Raw genomic sequence first — 18,238 nt, forward strand, 5'->3', positions numbered from 1 at the left:
GCGAGTTTGCGAAAGTATAAAAGCGTTGATTAATTATGCAAGTCAAGCCCCCCTAAATGCGAGTTAACGCAAACTTAGGGGGTCAATATGGTTAAATAACCACGAGTTGACCGCTGATGGCCCCCGCTTCTTTTAATGCTTCTAGTATTGCCATTAAGTCACCGGGCGCTGCGCCGACTTCGTTAATTGCCCGTACTAAATCGTCAAGACTAACACCTGGGTTGAATACAAAGGCTCGAGAATCATCTTCGTTAACATCAATAATACTTTGATTAGTAACGACCGTTTCCCCTTCACTTAATGCGTTAGGCTGAGATACATTTTGCTGTTCCGCAATCGTAACAGTCAAGCCACCATGGGTAATTGCCGCCGCTTGTAACTTTACATTTTTACCGATCACTATGGTACCAGTACGTGAATTAACGATAATTTTTGCCGAAGTATCCGCTGGTTTAAACTCTAAATTTTCAAGCGTAGATAAATAAGCAACACGCTGCGACGCATCACGCGGTGCAATAACACGTATTGAAGCGGCATCAAGTGCATGTGCACTGTCTGGGCCGATAAGTTCATTAATAGTTTGCTCTAAACGTTTAGCGGTAGTGAAATCTGGACGATTTAAATTAAAGGTTATGTAATCACCTTGCATAAAAGGACTTTTAATTGCCCGTTCAACCGTTGCGCCATTAGGAATACGCCCTACCGTAGGCGTGTTCATTACGATCTTACTACCATCGGCTCCTTCAACACCTAATCCACCAACAATTAAGCTACCTTGTGCGATAGCATAAGTATTCCCATCAACCCCTTTTAGAAAGGTTTGTAGTAATGTTCCGCCACGTAAGCTACCCGCACTACCTATTGACGATACAGTAATATCGATTGTCTGCCCTGGCTTCCTAAATGCAGGTAACTCAGCATGCACAGCAACCGCAGCTACATTTTTGATTTTGGGTTTTAAATTCGATGCCATGGTAATACCAAAACTATTTAGCATGGCTTTAAAGCTTTGTTCAGTAAAACGACTTTGCTCACCGGTGCCAGGTAAACCAACCACGAGACCATAACCAACCAGCTGGTTTGAGCGAACGCCTTCAACCATTGAGACATCTTTAATACGTTCAGCGCTTGCACTAAAGTGCCAACTTAATAAACATATACACAGCAACGCTTTCAAGCTATTCATATCAACATCCTTTAAAAAGGGAACAGAGAGCTGGTGAAGAATCGAGTTAACCACCCTGCCGTTTGAGTCTCTTGCATTTGCCCTTTACCAGAATATTGAATCCGAGCATTCGCGATTCTATTAGAGGTCACAGTATTATCTGCAGTAACATCTTGTGGGCGCACAAGTCCTTCCAGACGAATAAATTCTTCGCCGGTGTTTAAAGTCAGCCATTTTTCACCACGGATCACTAAATTACCATTAGGTAATACACGCATAACATTCACGGAAATATCACCAAATAAACTATTAGATTGGTTTGACTTAGTATCACCTTTGAATTTTGCACCGCTGCCCACACCAAACTGAATACTATCACCACCAATATTAACCGGTAGTCCGCCTAACCCAATGACAGGGTCTAAGCTGGCGTCACTTTGTTTATCCGTTTCAGTTTTAGCTGCTTTTGATGATTGCGTCGATTCTTGCAGCTTAACTGTAATAATATCTCCAGTACGTAAGGCTTTTTTATCTGAATATAAATCATTTGATAAATTACTATCAAACAATGAGCCTGTCGGCACGATTTGCTCTGCGGCAGGCTCTGGATACATGGGAGCATAGTATGGATCATCTTGAACCACGCTGTGGTTTTGAGTTGTCATACAACCACTCAATATAAATGCACCCGTTAAGACTATAGATAAATTACGCATAACTTTGCTCCGAATTAATTAAAGTTGCTGACTGATATAACTCATCATTTCATCAACCGCTGAAATCACTTTTGAATTCATTTCATAGATCCGTTGAGTTTCAATCAGGTTAACTAATTCTTCAGTTACATTTACGTTAGAGGTTTCAAGTGCACCTTGCACAACAGTGCCTAATCCTTCTAGGCCAGGGTTACCTTGCACAGGTGCGCCACTGACTGCCGTTTCGGTATATAAGTTTTGACCTACCGGCTCTAGACCTGATGGATTGATAAAATCACTGATCGTTAACTGACCTATTACCACATTCTCTGGCTGCCCTGAGATACGTACTGATACCTCTCCATCTTGCGATACAGTAATGGACTGTGCGTCATCAGGTACATTCATTTCTGGCTGTACGGGAAAACCAGCGCCGGCAGTAACAATACGGCCGTCTTCATCCGTGGTAAATTGACCATTTCGAGAGTAAGCGATATTGCCATCAGGCTGTAAAACTTCAAAAAAACCGGGCCCTGATATCATCCAATCCAATGAATTTTCTGTGGTTAGCATATTGCCTTGAGAAAAGTTTTTCTGATTAGCAACCACTTTGGTACCAGCACCAAGCATTAAACCTGAGGGCATTTCAGTATCTTGTGATGAACGTCCACCCGGCTGATTAATATTTTGATAAAGTAAATCTTCAAACACAGCACGGCTTTTCTTATAACCAACGGTACTGGCATTGGCTAAATTATTTGAGATAACCGAAATGTCAGTTTGTTGGGCATCAAGCCCCGTTTTACTTATCCACAATGCAGGATTCATATTAATATCCTCTCAATAAAGTTAAACAATACGCAGCAATTGAGTTTGACGTTCGTCAATTTCTTCAGCCGTTTTCATTAACTTAACTTGTAATTCAAATTGGCGTTGATGGTTTATCATATCTACCATCTCGTGTACCGGATTCACATTTGACATTTCCAAAGTGCCACTCATCACTTTCACATCATTAGAGATGTCACAAAATCCACATATATCATTATCCAGTAATTCAGGCTTTGGCCGAAATAAGCCATCATTACCTTTTTCAAGCTCTGAATTATTTGCCTTGATCACCTTCAAACGATCAACAACTTCTAAAAAGTTAGCTGGAGCTCCTTGCGGGCGAACTTGGATAGAGCCATCTTCACTAAATTCAATTTTCTCCACTGGCAATGGCAAAATAATTGGTCCACCTTCGCCAATAACTTGACGCCCGTGACTGGTGATCAAAGCGCCGTCAGGAGTGATATTCAACGTACCGACTTTTGTATATGCCTCATTACCTGAAGCATCTTGCACCGTAAGCCATCCTTTATCGCTCATAGCAATATCTAGATCACGTCCAGTCTCAACAATACCGCCGGAAGTCATATTGGAACCAGGCCGCTCTTGCATGGTAAATACACGTGTCGGCAGGCCTTCGCCAAAAGCTTGCATCGAACGCGCTTGTGCGAAGTCAGCTTTAAAACCTGTGGTATTGGCATTTGCTAAATTATTTGCTTTAAGCTCTAGGCCCCGCAAACTTTGCTTAGCTCCAGACGCTGCAATGTAGACCATCTTGTCCATAACATCGACTCACGTTAAAAATCTATAACATGACAAATGCAAGATAAGTGCCACAATAAACTGACGTGATAAGTTACAAAAAATAATCAATCGCAAATAAAAAAGGCTGCTAATAAATAGCAGCCTAGGTGTCGGATTATAAAAAATATTAGAACGAGATTAGCGGATCTGCAAAATAGCTTGCTGTAGTGTTGAATTCACTTCAAGCGCACGTGAGTTTGCTTGGAAGTTACGCTGTGCACTGATCAAATCTACGAGTTCATTCGTTAAATTCACGTTTGATTGCTCAAGCGCTGTAGAGTTAATGGAACCTAAAGTACCAGAACCTGGTTCGCCAGCGATTGGCTCACCAGACGTCAAACTTTTTTTCCAACCTGTATCACCAGCTTGTTGTAAGCCTTGTGAGTTAGAAAAGCGCACCATCGCTACTTGCCCTAAGAATGAGGTATCTCCATTACTGTATGAAGCGACAATCTTACCATCACTACCAATATCAATACCGGCTAAACGTCCAACAGTAGCACCATCTTGCTCAAGTGCTTTAACTTCAAAACGACTAGCATATTGAGTCGGGACTTTATTATCGGTGGCCGCTTCATCGCGCCAATTAACAGTAACATTTTCAGGGAAGCTGGCACCATTTGTTAATAAATCAGATAGTCCTACTGCCGCACCAGCACCGCTTGGAATTGCTAATGGATTGAATGTGTTATCTGTATTCGCGACACCATCTGTGTTTAATGGCTTACCACTAGAATCAAACTGAAAGGTTGATAATGGTGTGTAAGGAGGAGCAGTCTCTTCAACACCTGCAGGGCTAAATGGCTTTTCATCTAAGGTCGCATAAGTTTGCCACTCATTATCATTACCCGTTACTGTAGAATTTGTTTTAACAAAGAAAAACTGTAAAACATGCGGCTCACCTAACGAGTCGTATACTGTTGTTGATGTTGAGCTATTATATGATGCGCTCGTTGTAGGATCAAAAGTAGTTATTGACGGCGAGGTTGCACGCGAGTCTAAGTTAAACGACGAGTAAACATTCGTCGTAGCTCGCGGTGATCCTGATGAATCAGGGATCTGTAACGCTGATGACGTGCTTAAACTTACCGATGTTGTATCACCTGTAGCTTCATCAACAGGAAAACCCTGCAAGTAATTGCCTTTAGCATCAACAATAAAGTTATCTTTATTAAGTTTAAATGCGCCTGCACGCGAATAAGTAAAATCTTGTGCCCCTAAATCTTGGCTCATGGCAAAGTAACCTTCACCTGTGATAGCTAAATCTAATGAGTTTTGAGTGAACTTTAGTGAACCTTGGTGAAACTGTTGTGCCACCATAGTTGTCTGTACACCATCACCATTTTTTGTCTTGCCTGAACTAAATACCGAAGATGCGTATACATCAGCAAATTCAGCACGTGACTCTTTAAAGCCTACCGTATTTACGTTAGCAATATTATTTGCTGTTACATCTAAGTCTTTTTGTGCGGCAGCAATGCCAGTTAATGCAATATTGAAGCTCATAATTCACCTCTAATCTGTCAATGTTTAGCCTGTGGCTAACTAATAATTAAAATTTTTACGCGATTTCTGCAACGTCAGCTAGCCTAACCGCACCTTCTTTAGTGTTTATAATAATGCCGTTTGCACCATTAATATTAACACTCTCGATATTCTTAAAAGTAGCTATAGGTAAAGCCGTGTACTCACCATTTAACTGCCCTTCAGCTTTAATTTTATATTCACCTGGTGGTAAACGTTCTTTATTATCATTCATGCCGTCCCACTCGAAACGGACAGCGCCCGCTGATTGCGCACCTAAATCAATACTACGCACCAACTGACCAGATGAATCTTCAATTCGTAGAAATAAGTTTTCTACAGGCTCTTCTGCAACCACGGTTCCTTTAGCGCTACCAACATCGTTTAGGTCTAATGTATTAGACTCTAGTAATGCTTGTTTACCCACTAAAGTCGATGCTTGTAGTGCTGAGTTAGATGTCATCGATGCGGCTAATGACTGAAAATTACTATTAAGGTTTGAGATACCTTCAGCCATGGTGAAACTTGTCATCTGCGCGATCATTTGATCATTGTCAGCTGGTTTGCTGGGATCTTGAAACGACAGTTGCTGTGTTAACAATGAGAAGAAATCTTCTTGGGTTAACGCATCACTTTTCTTATCACTGCTAACCTGTTTATCTTGCCACTTAATCGAATCTAAATAAGTTGACGATGTGCTGCTGATATCGTTACTCATAATCTTTCCTCAATTACCGCTGCCCAAGCAACAGTGTTTTACTTAACATTTGCTTCGCTGCATCAGCAACTTGCACATTGGTTTGATAAGAGCGTGAGGCAGAAATCATATTAGCCATTTCTTCAACGACATTAACGTTAGGTTTGTAGATATAACCGTTTTCATCCGCACTAGGATGATTAGGGTTATATTCAATTTGTAATGGTTTATTACTCTCTACAATACCTAACACTTTAACGCCAACAGACGACCCCTGAACATTACCGCTTGATTCTGATGCTTTCATCAGTTCAGCTGCAAAAACAGGGTGGCGCGCCCGGTAAGTTTTGTCTTGGCTTGAGCTAATGCTATTAGCATTTGAAATATTACTCGCGGTTGTGTTCAAACGCACATTTTGCGCACTCATACCACTACCTGAAATATCAAAAACGTTATATAAACTCATGCTTAGGCTCCTTGACTACCGAGGGCTTTTTTAAGGCCTTTAATTTTACTACTCATAAATTGCAGGCTTGCCTGATACTCTAATGAGTTCTTTGTATACAAGTTTCGTTCCACTTGTATATCAACCGAGTTGCCATCACCTGTATCTGCTTGATTTGGCGAGCGAAACATTTCACTATTACCAACATAACGACTGCCACCGGCAATGTGGTTTGGGTTAGTTGTTACCATGTTATTGCCGCATTGTTGGTGGCTTTTTGCCGCTTTCAATGCTGAGGCAAAGTCGATGTCTTTCGCTTTATAGCCCGGCGTATCAGCATTAGCGATATTGGTTGCTAATAACTCAGCACGTTGCGAACGGATCAACATTGCATGAGGATGAACCCCAAATGCTTTATCAAAACTGATAGCCATAACCATCTCCAAAAAATTGACTTAAGATGATTAATGCAAAAGTTGAGCCAATTAAGTTGATGTTTTATGGTTCGTTTAATCATTTGATTTAAAAAGAAAAACGATGTGGAGCCACATCGTTTTATAGTATTCAAGATTCGGTTTTACCACCGATGAGATTTGAGTAACTTGTGTTTTAGCGCGTTAAATACGCTGGTAAGCTATTTCTTTTGATAAATAATACCTGGATTACAGCGTACCATGTCAAATTCGTCACTTAACCCTGACATAGACTCTGATGCGCCTAAAAATAAATACCCTTTAGGATTTAGTGCTTGAGCAAACTGAGCAATAATTTTGGCTTTAACCTCTGGTGCGAAATAAATCAGCACGTTGCGGCAAAAAATAATATCAAACTTGCCCATTAGCGCGTATGAATCTAATAAGTTAAGATGTCTAAAACTCACTAATTTTTTTATTGAGTCGTTTACTTGCGCCATGCCGTTGCCACTATCTTTAAAGAACTTTTTCCTGCGCTCTACCGACAACCCTCTAGCTAGAGCAAGGGAGTCATATTCTGCATGCTTACACATATCTAACATAGTATTAGAAATATCAGTGCCGATTATCTGCGCGCCCATTTTTAATACACCCGGCTGTTTAGCTTGAAACTCAGCAACCGACATAGCAATAGAATATGGCTCTTGTCCAGAGGAACTTGCCGCAGACCAAATTTTCAACGGACGACGTAACTCTTTATGTTCCGGAAATAACTTACTTTGCAATAGTTCAAACGGGTATTGATCCCGAAACCATAAAGTTTCATTGGTCGTCATAGCATCAACGACTGCGGCACGTAACTGCCGCTCATGCGGACTCAGTGTTTTACTAACCAATTGTGACAATGATTCAACATTAAAACGAACCATTAGCGGAGCAAGCCTGCTTTTGACTAAATAAAGCTTATTATCTCCCAGAACAATGCCACATTGTTGCTCTAAAAAAGAGCGAAACTGATCGTACTCGCTTTGCTGTAAATGCTTATTTTCCAAAGTAACACCGCCTTTTCAAATTAGTCACAATGAACCCATTTTTTCACTGCTGTAGCTAACTCATCCGGATTGAACTTAGCTATAAAGTCATCAGCACCCACTTTTTCAATCATCGCTTGATTGAATACACCACTGAGCGATGTATGTAAAATAACATGTAAGGGGGCTAACTTTGGATCTGCTTTTATTTCAGCGGTTAGGGTATAACCATCCATTTCTGGCATTTCAACATCAGAAATCAACAATCCTACTCGCTCGGTAATATCATGCTTACAATCAAGTGCAGCAATCTCACGAAGGCGTATTAATGCTTCTTTACCATTTTTAGCCAGCTCTGTTTGCACGCCTAACGGCTCTAATGCACGTTTGACTTGATTACGAGCAACGGCAGAGTCATCGGCAATAAACACAATGCGCTCACCTAAGTCTTTTTGAATTTCACCATCATTAGCTATTGCAGCACTGACTTCGGTATTCACCGGGCAAATTTCGTTTAATATTTTTTCTACATCAAGAATTTCGACTAACTCGTTTTCAATTTCTGTCACTGCAGTTAAATATGAATATCTGCCAGCCCCTGACGGTGGCGGCATTATTTTTTCCCAATTCATATTAACAATTCGCTCAACGCCACCAACCAAAAACCCTTGTACGGAACGGTTATATTCAGCAATGATTATAAAACTATCTTTAATATTTTCGATCGCAGGACCACCCACGGCCATCGATAAATCGATAACAGAAATAGTTTGCCCGCGTATATGTGCGACACCTCTTATATACGCATTTGACTTTGGCATGTTTGTCAAAGGAGGGCATTGCAGTACTTCTCTCACTTTAAACACATTGATGCCAAAGCGCTGCCGCCCTCTTAGCTTGAATAATAATAATTCAAGACGGTTTTGCCCAACCAATTGAGTGCGTTGGTTAACTGAGTCTAAAATGCCTGCCATTTCAATCTCCTGAAGAAAGCGAATAAGAACGGAACAATAATTGCTTTCTTTCTGTAAAGCTACATAACTACACGGGAGCGTCTGTTTATTGACGCTAAATATTTATACCCTGTTTTCAACCATAAGCATAGTCGAAACATTATGAGTTTGTTAAAAAAAAGCCGAAGATACAGTGTTTTTTATTTTCTTGCTAGCTTATGCCTAGTAACTCCACTGTATGCGCAAACATATAGCAAAGAACAATTGCAAGAACTTGCTGTATCTCATGTCTATGATCAACTAGACCCTAATACTGCCGATGATAAGGAACTCAACGCCTTAACATTGGATAGCCGGATCCCAGATCGTGGCTGCAACAGCGACCTTGCATTTAATATTCCTACTGAGCCGCCATTTAATCGCCAAATAACCGTACAAATAAAATGTGATGACCTAAATGGTTGGAGTCAATATGTTCATGTACGTATGATTGAACTATCCCCTGTGATTATAGCCACTGAAAATTTAAGTCGGGGTGAAGTTATCGAACCCCATCATTTACGTTTGATTATGAAACCAAAACATTTCGTAAGAGCACAGTACTTACAAGATGAAGAACTGTTGATTGGTAGCCGCAGCAAACGCAATATCCGCAGTGGTTACCCTGTTGCTTTAAATCAAATCTGTATGGTCTGCAAAGGGGATAATGTCACTATTTTCGCAATAATTCGAGGATTGAAAATAAAAACTTCCGGTTTAGCCCTAGAAGATGGTACTTTAGGGGAGCAAGTAAAAGTTAAAAATGCAAAATCAGGGAAAGTTTTAAATGCCCGTGTTGACGGTGTTGAGTCTGTGCAGGTAATTATTTAAACTTTCGTATTTATGCTAAAGTTTCTAGCACGGTTGCCGATAACAAGGCATGTGTTGGATAATGTATAGGTTGAAATCATGGTAAGCCAAGTAAATAAAGGTCAGCAACAGGCTAATGTGTTGACCAATGCAAAACAGCAAAAAGTTGATTTACAAAACAATAATGCTAATACTGCGCAAGCAACTACGCCAAAAGCGACTGCTGATTCAGTAAGCTTAACACCACAAGCGCAACAGTTAAAATCTTTGCAAGACAAAGCACAGCAGTCTTCAGGTTTTGATAGCAACAAAGTGGCTGAGCTAAAAAAAGCAATTACTGAAGGTAAATATCAGATTGATGCTGAAAAGTTAGCAAAAAATATCGCTGCATTTGAGTTTGATGTGTATGGCTGATCACAACAGTCTGATCAGTTCTAAACTTGTTATGCAGCTAAATTGCTTAACATCCCTTGCTGATATCTTAGAAGATGAATTAACCGCTATAGCTTCCCGTCGTGGTGAGGGTCTAAAAGATGTCGCGAAACAAAAACTCGCCTTTTTGAGTCAAATTCAAACTTTAGACAAAGAGCTCAAAACCTTACTTGCAAATAATGACGTTGAATCTGACGAAGTGACAAACTTAATTAGTGATGTGCGTAAATTATTAGAGTCATGTAAAAAGAAAAATGATGTTAATGCTCATGCAGCCCACCATGCACAATTAACCGTCAAACAATTAAAAGACATTTTAATTGGTGTGCCAACCTCTACAACATATGACCAAGGTGGTAGTGTTGTTCACGGTAACAGTAAAATCGTCCATAACTTAAAAGCATAACCCCTTCTTTGAGCTTCACCTGTGCCTACTTCTGATTAATTGATCTACCCTGCATTTATAACTACCTTTCGCTAGATACTTTTATTGCCAGTTTGATTCTGTGACTGAACCAACATCGTTTGCCAATTACGTGCTATCGCTAAGCGCGTTGGTCCAAATTGCAGGTTCATTTTTTCTAAAAAGACATTAAATTGGCTGGGGAGACGATCGGCAAAAACCACACTGGTAACTAATATAAACAATAGCGCAAAATGCAGTAACGGGCAGTTACTAAACTTTCGCAAAAGCACGCAGCCAAAGTGTAAAACGCTCACTGACGCGACCATAAGTATATTAATAAAAACCGAGTTATTTTTTACGTGCCACAAGCTTTATTCAATAAAAAACATTAAATAAAGCATAGCACTGAAGTATTCACTGTGAGATATTTTAGCGTGTATTTTGTTAGTTACTAACGTAAATAACAACGAATTTATTATATCAAGCGTTTTAGTAATAAGTTACTTTTTTAACTTCGCGTGGTTTAATTTCACCTATGTATAAATCATGCACCCGCTTCATATCAAGTTGTAACTCAGTGGCATAGGTATCACCTACGGCATAGGTTTTAATTACTTGTGCGCCTTTAATAATCCCTTGTACTTGCCCTTGCAAGTGATCGTTTTGTGCAATACTGCCTTGCACTGTGGTACCTGCGGTAATTTTTTGCCCATATACTTGCTCTGCAAGCTCACGATACGCTTCTAGTTTTGATGCTTTAATCGCCATTAATGAGCGTTGTGATTGGTTATCACCCGGTTGCGCACTGATCGGCGCATAACCCACGGCTTTTAGAATTGGGTAGTTATCTGGCTCAATATACTTATATTCCACATGTTTATCAAAAATACTGCTACAGCCAGCTAGACCTAAGCTTGCTAATATACAAATTGAAATCACAATACGCATGGCTTTTCTCACGCTTTAAAAGAGACATTAATAACTAACTCAATGCACGATCAATGCCATAATTAACTGCTATGACGGTTTTAAAGCAACCTTACAAAACAATTGGTACAGTCCTTGCTCTGTCACTATTAATAGCAAATGTATATTCATGGGGTCAGGGTAATGAAGCGAATTTTATCAATGGTAGTAATCGCCAGCAGTTGGCTGAGTATTAGCCTATTTCCCTCCCATACAGTTGCTCAATGGTATGAATCAACCGGCCATGCAAGCATTAAAAATGATGACATAAGTGCGGCAAAATCGGCGGCAATAAAAGATGCTATCACCCAAGCTTTAGTGTTCTCAGGGGCACGCGTTAGCTCAATGCAAACCTTAGTAGATGGGGTGTTAACTCAAGATCAGCTAAAAATAAACAGCCATGGCGAAATTCAAAAAATAGAGATGATCAGCGAAGATCGTAAAGCCGATCAATTTGCAATTACTTTGCGCTTAGATATCTTCCCTCAACAAGAACACTGCCCTGCGAACCAATTTACTAAATTTGTTGCGATCACCCAAACACAATTAAATAATCGCGAACAAGCGAAGATGGGTCAAATATTTGACATTAACAAAGCCACCAGCGAAGCACTCTACAAAACGTTAAATCAATCAGCTATGAATGCTAAACCAACTGCCTATTTTAACTTTCCGATCCGCGTTGGCGAATTTTTTAATCAACAATACGATTACAGTAATGCCCTATTAGAAGAAATATCGAGCCGCAGTAATTCTCAGTATGTATTGTTAAGTCAAATTGTTGATATCTCAAATGGCGATAAACTCAATAACAGTTATGCTTTTTGGCAGGACGAAACCTACCAACGTTCATATAAAATAGATTTTGCCTTATTTGATGGCACCACTTACGAGCGAATGTGGCAAAAAAGTTATCGCAGTCAAGCTATCTGGCCATTTGAAAAAACTGCAATTATTGACGTGTTTAGTGATAAATTTTGGAATTCAGATTACGGCCAAAATATAGCTGACATAAACCAAACCGTTAGTTACGACTTACAAGCCGCAATGGCTTGCCTTGAAACCCAAGGTAAAATACTACATATAGAAAACAATAAGCTAATTATTAATTTAGGCAAAGCCCATGGTATTGAAAAAGGCCAACGTTTAAATATTGCACATCATAACTATTTAACCGATGCTGCGGGAAATAAAATGCCACACCTGATCACCACGCTCAATCAAATACAAGTTGAGCAGGTATATCAACAAAGTGCGGTTGCCGTCAGTATTGACCAACAACCACTGCCTAATATTCAAATAAATGATGTAGTAGAACTGACTAATTTAGAGCCTTAGTCAAGTGTTGGTGTAAGCTTGGGTGCTCAATAAGCCAATTAGCAAGTAATTCAATGCCCGCTAAATGCGGGTAATGTTTACGACAAGCCAACACCACACTTCGCTGTTGAGTTGGGAAGATTGGCAAGTAGCTAATACCTGCACGCTCTGTGCACGCAAGCTTAGGCACAAAGGTTACCCCATCATCCATAGCCACCAATGCTAATAAGGTTTCTAAGCTATTACCTCGGTACTCATTGGACACATCAACCCCAGCGGCAAAACAAAATTGCTGGGCTTGATCTTTAAAACAATGACCATCGCTGAGCATCAATAAACTGCACTCTTGTAGCTCATCTAACGCTATTTTACTGCGTTTTGCTAAACTATTTTGCGCTGACATAGCGACCAAAAAGTCTTCTTTATACAATTTAACTGTATGATAAAGTTTAAGTTCAGGCACATCTGCTAATATAGCTATATCTAACTCACCGTTATCCAGTGCGCTTAATATAGTCGCGGTTTGCATCTCAACAAAAGCAAATTGGCTATCAGCAAACGCTTCTTTCATCGAGGTGAGTAAGGTGGGTAATAAATACGGTGCAATCGTTGGAATAATACCTATTCTTACTTTACCTTGTAGTGGCGACGATGACGTTGCTGCTAGCTCTTTTAATATTTGGGTTTGCTCTAAGATCACTTTGATCTGTGTCAACAAACGTTCACCTTGAGCCGTTAAAGTAACCTGCTTAGTAGAGCGGTCAAATAAAGTAACACCAAGCTCTTGTTCAAGTTTTTTAACCTGTCCACTGAGAGTGGGTTGACTGACAAAACATGCATCGGCGGCTTTACGAAAATGCTTAAAGTGCGCAATCGCTTTTACGTATTCAAGATCTTTTAAATTCACTGCAAACTCACGATTAATCGGTAATACCTATCATGCTAATATAAACAAACGATTGGAGCTATTATAACTTTCACGACATAATGGCTATCAACAAATCAAGAGGAACTAAAAAACATGTTAAAGAATATTGAAGGTCAAACAATTCCACAGGTTACATTTGCAACACGTCAAAATGACGAATGGAAATCAGTAACTACCGATGACATTTTTAAAGGTAAAACAGTGGTTGTGTTTTCACTACCCGGTGCATTTACACCAACCTGTTCATCAACTCACTTACCACGCTACAACGAATTAGCTGGTGTACTTAAACAAAACGGCGTTGACGACATTGTGTGTTTATCAGTAAACGATACCTTTGTAATGAATGCATGGGCTGAGCATCAAGAAGCACAAAACATTACCTTATTACCAGACGGTAACGGCGAATTCACTGACGGCATGGGCATGTTAGTTGATAAAAACGATTTAGGTTTTGGCAAACGCAGCTGGAGATACTCTATGCTGGTTAAAGATGGCGTAATTGAAAAAATGTTCATCGAACCAGATTTACCTGGCGACCCGTTTGAAGTATCAGATGCAGACACTATGCTTGATTACATCAACCCTAAACAAGTTAAACCAGAGCCGGTGAGCATTTTCACTAAACCTGGCTGCCCTTTCTGTAAAAAAGCGAAAGCATTATTAACAGAGAAAGGCCTAGTATACGAAGAGATCACTATGGGTGCTGGCGCATCACTGACTAGCCTAAAAGCAATTTCAGGCCGTGAGACCGTACCACAAGTATTTATCGGCGGTAAGCACATTGGTGGCTCTGACGATTTAGAAAAATACTTTGCTTAATTAAGTAAATACCTTAAGCAAATAATAAGGGGCAGCAATGCCCCTATCCATACCCAAACTATTTCAAGATGCGAACATCAGGTGGAATTAAAAGCGATTTAGGCAAGGCATTGATTACAAGTAATAGTGGTTCTATTGTTAAAATCAATAACGCAGTATAAATCGCTTTTAAACCAACCCAACGGGCGTGTCACAGGAACTTACTCTCATAGTTGTTACTTACTCATTTTTGCAAATTAACGCTTTAATACAAGCCCCTGTGACACGCTGAATTCTGTATCTTGAGGTAGTTTGGGTATGCATATACCTATTTTATTAACTAATTTAAAACCAGTTTTTTAATAAAATTGGTATTGAGGACATCACCATGAAAGAACTAAACACAGACGTTGTTGTAATAGGTGCTGGCACCGCAGGTTTAAGCGCTTACCGCAATGCAAAACAACACACGTCTAACGTATTAATGATTGAAGCAGGCCCATACGGTACAACCTGTGCGCGTGTTGGTTGTATGCCAAGTAAATTACTTATTGCCGCCGCAGAAGCCGCCCATGCAATTGAAGCCGCGCCAGCCTTTGGTGTGCACAGCTCAAAACCAACCATAAACGGTGTTGAAGTAATGGCACGTGTACGCAATGAGCGTGACCGCTTCGTAGGCTTTGTAGTAGAAGCCGTAGATGAGCTACCCACTGATGATAAAATAGTAGGCTACGCAAAATTTTTAGATGCCAATCGCGTACAGATTGACGACCATACAATTATTACCGCTAAGCGCTTTGTAATTGCCACCGGCTCTCGCCCTGCTTACCCTAGCGTATTTAATAACTTTGGCGACAGATTAATCATAAATGATGACGTTTTCGATTGGCAAGACTTGCCAGAGTCAGTTGCTGTATTTGGCCCTGGTGTTATTGGCCTCGAAATTGGCCAAGCGTTGCATCGCTTAGGTGTTAAGGTAAAACTATTTGGTGTGGGTGGCGCGATTGGCCCAATTACCGACCCAGTTATAAAAGACTACGCAAATACCGTATTTGCTGAAGAGTTTTTTGTCGATACCGATTCAAACGTATCCGATATGAAACAAGTAGGCGATAAAGCGCAGCTTACCTATGTAGACAAAAACGGCAACAAACAAACCGAGCAATTTGATTACGTACTTGCCGCGACGGGCCGCGTACCAAACACCGACAAACTCGGTCTTGAAAACACCGGCATTGAGCTTGATGAACGTGGCGTACCAATCGCTGATAAACACACAATGCAATGTGGCGACTCCAATATATTTATCGCCGGAGACGCCAGTAACATGATCCCACTGCTGCACGAAGCGAGCGACCAAGGCTCCATCGCAGGGCAAAATGCAGGCCGTTTTCCTGATGTACGTATTGGCCTGCGCCGAGCGCCAATTGCAGCCGTTTTCAGCGACCCACAAATTGCTATGGTCGGTGAAACGTACAAACAAATAACGGCTCGTTATGGTGAGTGTGGTTGTTTTGAAGTTGGTGAAGTCAGCTTTGAAAACCAAGGCCGCAGCCGCGTAATGCTGAAAAATAAAGGTCATATGCGTTTATACGCAGAGCAAGGCACAGGCTTATTTTTAGGTGCTGAGTTTATTGGCCCGCAAGCTGAGCATATCGCCCACCTACTGGCATGGGCTGTACAAAACAAAATGACTGTACCACAAATGCTCGACATGCCATTTTATCACCCAGTGATAGAAGAAGGCCTACGTACCGCACTGCGTGATTTAAACGCCAAGCTTAAATTTGGCCCAGACATCATTAATCAATGTATGGAATGTGGCCCAGGGAATTAGAAGCTAGTTTGCTAGGATAAAAATATAACCAATAATCCAGGAGGTCTAGGCCACCTGGGTTATTGGTTAACTCTATCGCTATGACTTGGCGGCGTTGAAGTAACAATAAACACAAGGTCATCTTGGCCATAATTACATAGTTGATGAACAGCCCCTGCTGGCACATGCAAGCCCTGCTGCGGGTTTAATATATGGGTAACAGAGTCGACTACCAAAGTCGCCTGCCCATTAAGTACAAAAAAGAACTGCTCTGCAAACTCATGCTTATGCGACTGCTCACAACAGCCCGGCGGCACTCGCTCTTGGATCACACTCAATGCCGCACTTTTCACTAAATGCCAGCCATCACAGTCATCACCCCAGTTATAATGTTCAGCGTTATCGACTGAAATAGGCATTGCCATATCTTCGCTATCCCTTAAAAGCTACTACACAACAAGGTAAAACATCACCGTTTAAATTGGTAGTAAATTTAATTCATACAACACAACTACACTTATTCGCGCATGAAAGTGTGGAAAATCGCATTTATTCGCGCGTAAAAGTGTAAAAACTTGCATTTATTCGCGCAATAAAGTGTAATTAATCATCTAATGAGTAATGTGAGACCTGCCATGCAACGATTAATTTTAGAAAAGTTATTAGATTGGAAATCTAAACCAGCACGAAAACCATTATTAATTGATGGCGCTCGCCAAACAGGTAAAACTTATTTATTACAAACTCTATTAGGCAGTACCTTTGCAAACGTGATTCGAATCGATTTTTTAGAGTCCCCGCAAATGAGTGAAGCATTCGCAGATTCGTTATCCCCCGAAAACGTACTATCTAATATAGAGCTACTTACAGGAAAAACGTTTGACCCTAATACAGATCTACTGATCCTTGATGAAATAGGCGAATGCCCTAAAGCAGTCACGTCCCTCAAATACTTTGCTGAACAAGCGCCGCATATGCATATTGCCGCCAGTGGTTCTAATATCGGATTATTAAACTCCTTTCCTGTAGGTAAAGTGGAGCAACATAATCTGCGCCCTCTCACATTTCGTGAGTTTCTGATCGCCTCGAAAGAAACCGCTCTAATTAAGGCATTTGCAGCACAAACAAACTCAAGTGCAGCACATAGTAAATTATTCTCAAAACTCACTGATTATTACTTTACGGGTGGTATGCCAGAGGCTGTAAGTACATGGTTCGATTTATCTGATCACAGTATCATTGACCGCGTTCAAGCTGTAACAGACATTCATAAAAATTTAGTACTGGGCTATCAACGAGACTTCGGTAAATACTCAGGAAAAGTAGATGCAGGTTTAATCGAAGCTGTATTTAATAATGTTCCAGCACAGCTATCATCAGTGATGGATGAATCGGTTAATCGCTTTAAATTTAAAGGGGTGCACGATAAAAAATCTCGCTATGGTGATTTTGAAAGCGCTATTTCTTGGTTAAATAAGTGCCGCTTGATACTGAAAAACCACCCTATTGATGGCACACCTAAAAGCCCACTAGCAGCATATAAAAAAGATAATATCGTTAAATTATTTCTTTTTGATGTGGGCTTATTAAATCATATGCTAAACATTGGGTATAAAGAAATAAAACAACAAGGCTATGAATACAAAGGCTTTGTGGCCGAAAACTTTGTACAACAGGAACTTGCTGCACAAGGCATTGACCCAACATATTCATGGGGTGATGCAAGAGCGGAGATCGAATTTGTGACCTCTGATGACGAAGGCAACATACTGCCTATCGAAGTAAAAAGTGGTAAACGCACCAAAGCAAAATCACTGCAATCGTACATAAATAAATGCCAGCCCATCAAAACAATTAAACTCACAGGCACGCAAGGATCATCACCACTGGAAAAGGAATATATTGTCCTGCCGCTCTACTACAGTGAATATGTAGTAAGCAAACACCTGAGGCTGATAAATTGATGAAAGATAGACCTACAAATCACACCAATTTAAACATCGTTAAGGAAACTGGCGAATGCTCACAAAGCTATTACGATGGTGAGCTAATCCAAAAAGTAAAAGGTATTTGGTTTGCGGGTAAAACCTTTGTTACTCGCTTCTACCAATGGCGTTTAGAAAAAGCATAACAATGAAATTTTAGATAGCTAAAGCTCTATGATG

Annotated in this window: 22 protein-coding genes; 8 read left to right on the forward strand and 14 right to left on the reverse strand. The window is 40.4% G+C overall.

The window, feature by feature from the left end; all coding sequences use genetic code 11:
- Positions 1 to 91: 91 nt before the first annotated feature.
- The 10 genes from H5182_RS21130 to H5182_RS21175 all read right to left on the reverse strand — a co-directional run bounded on the left by H5182_RS21130 (position 92) and on the right by H5182_RS21175 (position 8,579).
- Positions 92 to 1,186: a flagellar basal body P-ring protein FlgI gene (locus H5182_RS21130; RefSeq protein WP_145239528.1), complete on the reverse strand. Its 1,095-nt coding sequence runs from the start codon at positions 1,184 to 1,186 to the stop codon at positions 92 to 94.
- Positions 1,187 to 1,197: 11 nt separating this feature from the next.
- Positions 1,198 to 1,881 carry a flagellar basal body L-ring protein FlgH gene (gene flgH, locus H5182_RS21135; protein ID WP_145239531.1) on the reverse strand — a complete coding sequence of 228 codons (684 nt, stop codon included), beginning with the start codon at positions 1,879 to 1,881 and terminating at the stop codon, positions 1,198 to 1,200.
- 18 nt (positions 1,882 to 1,899) lie between these two features.
- Complete coding sequence (gene flgG / locus H5182_RS21140) at positions 1,900 to 2,688, reverse strand: flagellar basal-body rod protein FlgG (protein ID WP_145239534.1); 789 nt, start codon at positions 2,686 to 2,688, stop codon at positions 1,900 to 1,902.
- Positions 2,689 to 2,709: 21 nt separating this feature from the next.
- Positions 2,710 to 3,474 carry a flagellar basal body rod protein FlgF gene (locus tag H5182_RS21145; protein ID WP_145239537.1) on the reverse strand — a complete coding sequence of 255 codons (765 nt, stop codon included), beginning with the start codon at positions 3,472 to 3,474 and terminating at the stop codon, positions 2,710 to 2,712.
- A gap of 159 nt (positions 3,475 to 3,633) precedes the next feature.
- Entirely contained in the window at positions 3,634 to 5,001 is a 1,368-nt protein-coding gene (gene flgE, locus H5182_RS21150; protein WP_182732600.1) for a flagellar hook protein FlgE, read from the reverse strand.
- Between the two features lie 55 nt (positions 5,002 to 5,056).
- Positions 5,057 to 5,737, reverse strand: coding sequence for a flagellar hook assembly protein FlgD (locus H5182_RS21155; RefSeq protein ID WP_145239543.1), 681 nt, complete (start codon positions 5,735 to 5,737; stop codon positions 5,057 to 5,059).
- 13 nt (positions 5,738 to 5,750) lie between these two features.
- A complete protein-coding gene (gene flgC, locus H5182_RS21160; protein WP_145239546.1) occupies positions 5,751 to 6,182 on the reverse strand; it encodes a flagellar basal body rod protein FlgC in 432 nt (143 codons plus the stop codon).
- 2 nt (positions 6,183 to 6,184) lie between these two features.
- Positions 6,185 to 6,595: a flagellar basal body rod protein FlgB gene (gene flgB / locus H5182_RS21165; protein ID WP_182760572.1), complete on the reverse strand. Its 411-nt coding sequence runs from the start codon at positions 6,593 to 6,595 to the stop codon at positions 6,185 to 6,187.
- Between the two features lie 200 nt (positions 6,596 to 6,795).
- On the reverse strand, positions 6,796 to 7,626 hold the full coding sequence (locus tag H5182_RS21170) for a protein-glutamate O-methyltransferase CheR (RefSeq protein ID WP_145239552.1): 831 nt from the start codon (positions 7,624 to 7,626) through the stop codon (positions 6,796 to 6,798).
- A gap of 20 nt (positions 7,627 to 7,646) precedes the next feature.
- Positions 7,647 to 8,579, reverse strand: a complete 933-nt coding sequence (locus H5182_RS21175; protein ID WP_145239555.1) for a chemotaxis protein — start codon at positions 8,577 to 8,579, stop codon at positions 7,647 to 7,649.
- A 141-nt stretch (positions 8,580 to 8,720) separates the two neighbouring features.
- On the opposite strand from H5182_RS21175, the gene flgA reads away from it, so the two are divergent.
- The 3 genes from flgA to flgN all read left to right on the forward strand — a co-directional run bounded on the left by flgA (position 8,721) and on the right by flgN (position 10,245).
- Positions 8,721 to 9,428, forward strand: coding sequence for a flagellar basal body P-ring formation chaperone FlgA (gene flgA, locus H5182_RS21180; RefSeq protein ID WP_145239558.1), 708 nt, complete (start codon positions 8,721 to 8,723; stop codon positions 9,426 to 9,428).
- Positions 9,429 to 9,506: 78 nt separating this feature from the next.
- A complete protein-coding gene (flgM, locus tag H5182_RS21185) occupies positions 9,507 to 9,821 on the forward strand; it encodes a flagellar biosynthesis anti-sigma factor FlgM (RefSeq protein WP_145239561.1) in 315 nt (104 codons plus the stop codon).
- Complete coding sequence (flgN, locus tag H5182_RS21190; protein WP_145239564.1) at positions 9,814 to 10,245, forward strand: flagellar protein FlgN; 432 nt, start codon at positions 9,814 to 9,816, stop codon at positions 10,243 to 10,245. The genes flgM and flgN overlap by 8 nt, the downstream gene beginning before the upstream one ends.
- 71 nt (positions 10,246 to 10,316) lie before the next feature.
- Here flgN and H5182_RS21195 read toward each other — a convergent pair whose 3' ends face one another.
- Both H5182_RS21195 and H5182_RS21200 read right to left on the reverse strand, forming a co-directional pair.
- Entirely contained in the window at positions 10,317 to 10,559 is a 243-nt protein-coding gene (locus tag H5182_RS21195; protein ID WP_182760573.1) for a hypothetical protein, read from the reverse strand.
- Between the two features lie 175 nt (positions 10,560 to 10,734).
- On the reverse strand, positions 10,735 to 11,193 hold the full coding sequence (locus H5182_RS21200; protein WP_145239567.1) for an LPP20 family lipoprotein: 459 nt from the start codon (positions 11,191 to 11,193) through the stop codon (positions 10,735 to 10,737).
- 162 nt (positions 11,194 to 11,355) lie between these two features.
- Here H5182_RS21200 and H5182_RS21205 point away from each other — a divergent pair, with 162 nt between their 5' ends.
- Positions 11,356 to 12,549 carry a flagellar assembly protein FlgT gene (locus tag H5182_RS21205; protein WP_182732601.1) on the forward strand — a complete coding sequence of 398 codons (1,194 nt, stop codon included), beginning with the start codon at positions 11,356 to 11,358 and terminating at the stop codon, positions 12,547 to 12,549.
- Here H5182_RS21205 and H5182_RS21210 read toward each other — a convergent pair.
- On the reverse strand, positions 12,533 to 13,435 hold the full coding sequence (locus H5182_RS21210) for a LysR substrate-binding domain-containing protein (RefSeq protein ID WP_182732602.1): 903 nt from the start codon (positions 13,433 to 13,435) through the stop codon (positions 12,533 to 12,535). The genes H5182_RS21205 and H5182_RS21210 overlap by 17 nt on opposite strands.
- A 114-nt stretch (positions 13,436 to 13,549) precedes the next feature.
- Here H5182_RS21210 and H5182_RS21215 point away from each other — a divergent pair, with 114 nt between their 5' ends.
- Positions 13,550 to 14,278 (forward strand): glutathione peroxidase, encoded by a 729-nt coding sequence (locus H5182_RS21215; RefSeq protein ID WP_145239576.1) that lies wholly within the window; start codon positions 13,550 to 13,552, stop codon positions 14,276 to 14,278.
- Between the two features lie 367 nt (positions 14,279 to 14,645).
- Entirely contained in the window at positions 14,646 to 16,094 is a 1,449-nt protein-coding gene (locus H5182_RS21220; RefSeq protein ID WP_182760574.1) for a dihydrolipoyl dehydrogenase, read from the forward strand.
- 59 nt (positions 16,095 to 16,153) lie between these two features.
- Here the strand turns inward: H5182_RS21220 and H5182_RS21225 are convergent, their stop codons facing one another.
- Positions 16,154 to 16,498 carry a cupin domain-containing protein gene (locus H5182_RS21225; protein ID WP_182760575.1) on the reverse strand — a complete coding sequence of 115 codons (345 nt, stop codon included), beginning with the start codon at positions 16,496 to 16,498 and terminating at the stop codon, positions 16,154 to 16,156.
- A gap of 210 nt (positions 16,499 to 16,708) precedes the next feature.
- Between H5182_RS21225 and H5182_RS21230 the strand changes: the two genes are divergently transcribed.
- Together H5182_RS21230 and H5182_RS21235 are read left to right on the forward strand one after the other, a co-directional pair.
- On the forward strand, positions 16,709 to 18,037 hold the full coding sequence (locus tag H5182_RS21230) for an ATP-binding protein (protein WP_182760576.1): 1,329 nt from the start codon (positions 16,709 to 16,711) through the stop codon (positions 18,035 to 18,037).
- Complete coding sequence (locus tag H5182_RS21235; RefSeq protein WP_182760577.1) at positions 18,037 to 18,204, forward strand: hypothetical protein; 168 nt, start codon at positions 18,037 to 18,039, stop codon at positions 18,202 to 18,204. Before H5182_RS21230 ends, H5182_RS21235 begins: the two co-directional genes overlap by 1 nt.
- Positions 18,205 to 18,238: the final 34 nt, after the last annotated feature.

Source organism: Pseudoalteromonas sp. SG44-17 (assembly GCF_014164235.1).
Taxonomy (GTDB): Bacteria; Pseudomonadota; Gammaproteobacteria; order Enterobacterales; family Alteromonadaceae; genus Pseudoalteromonas; species Pseudoalteromonas rhizosphaerae.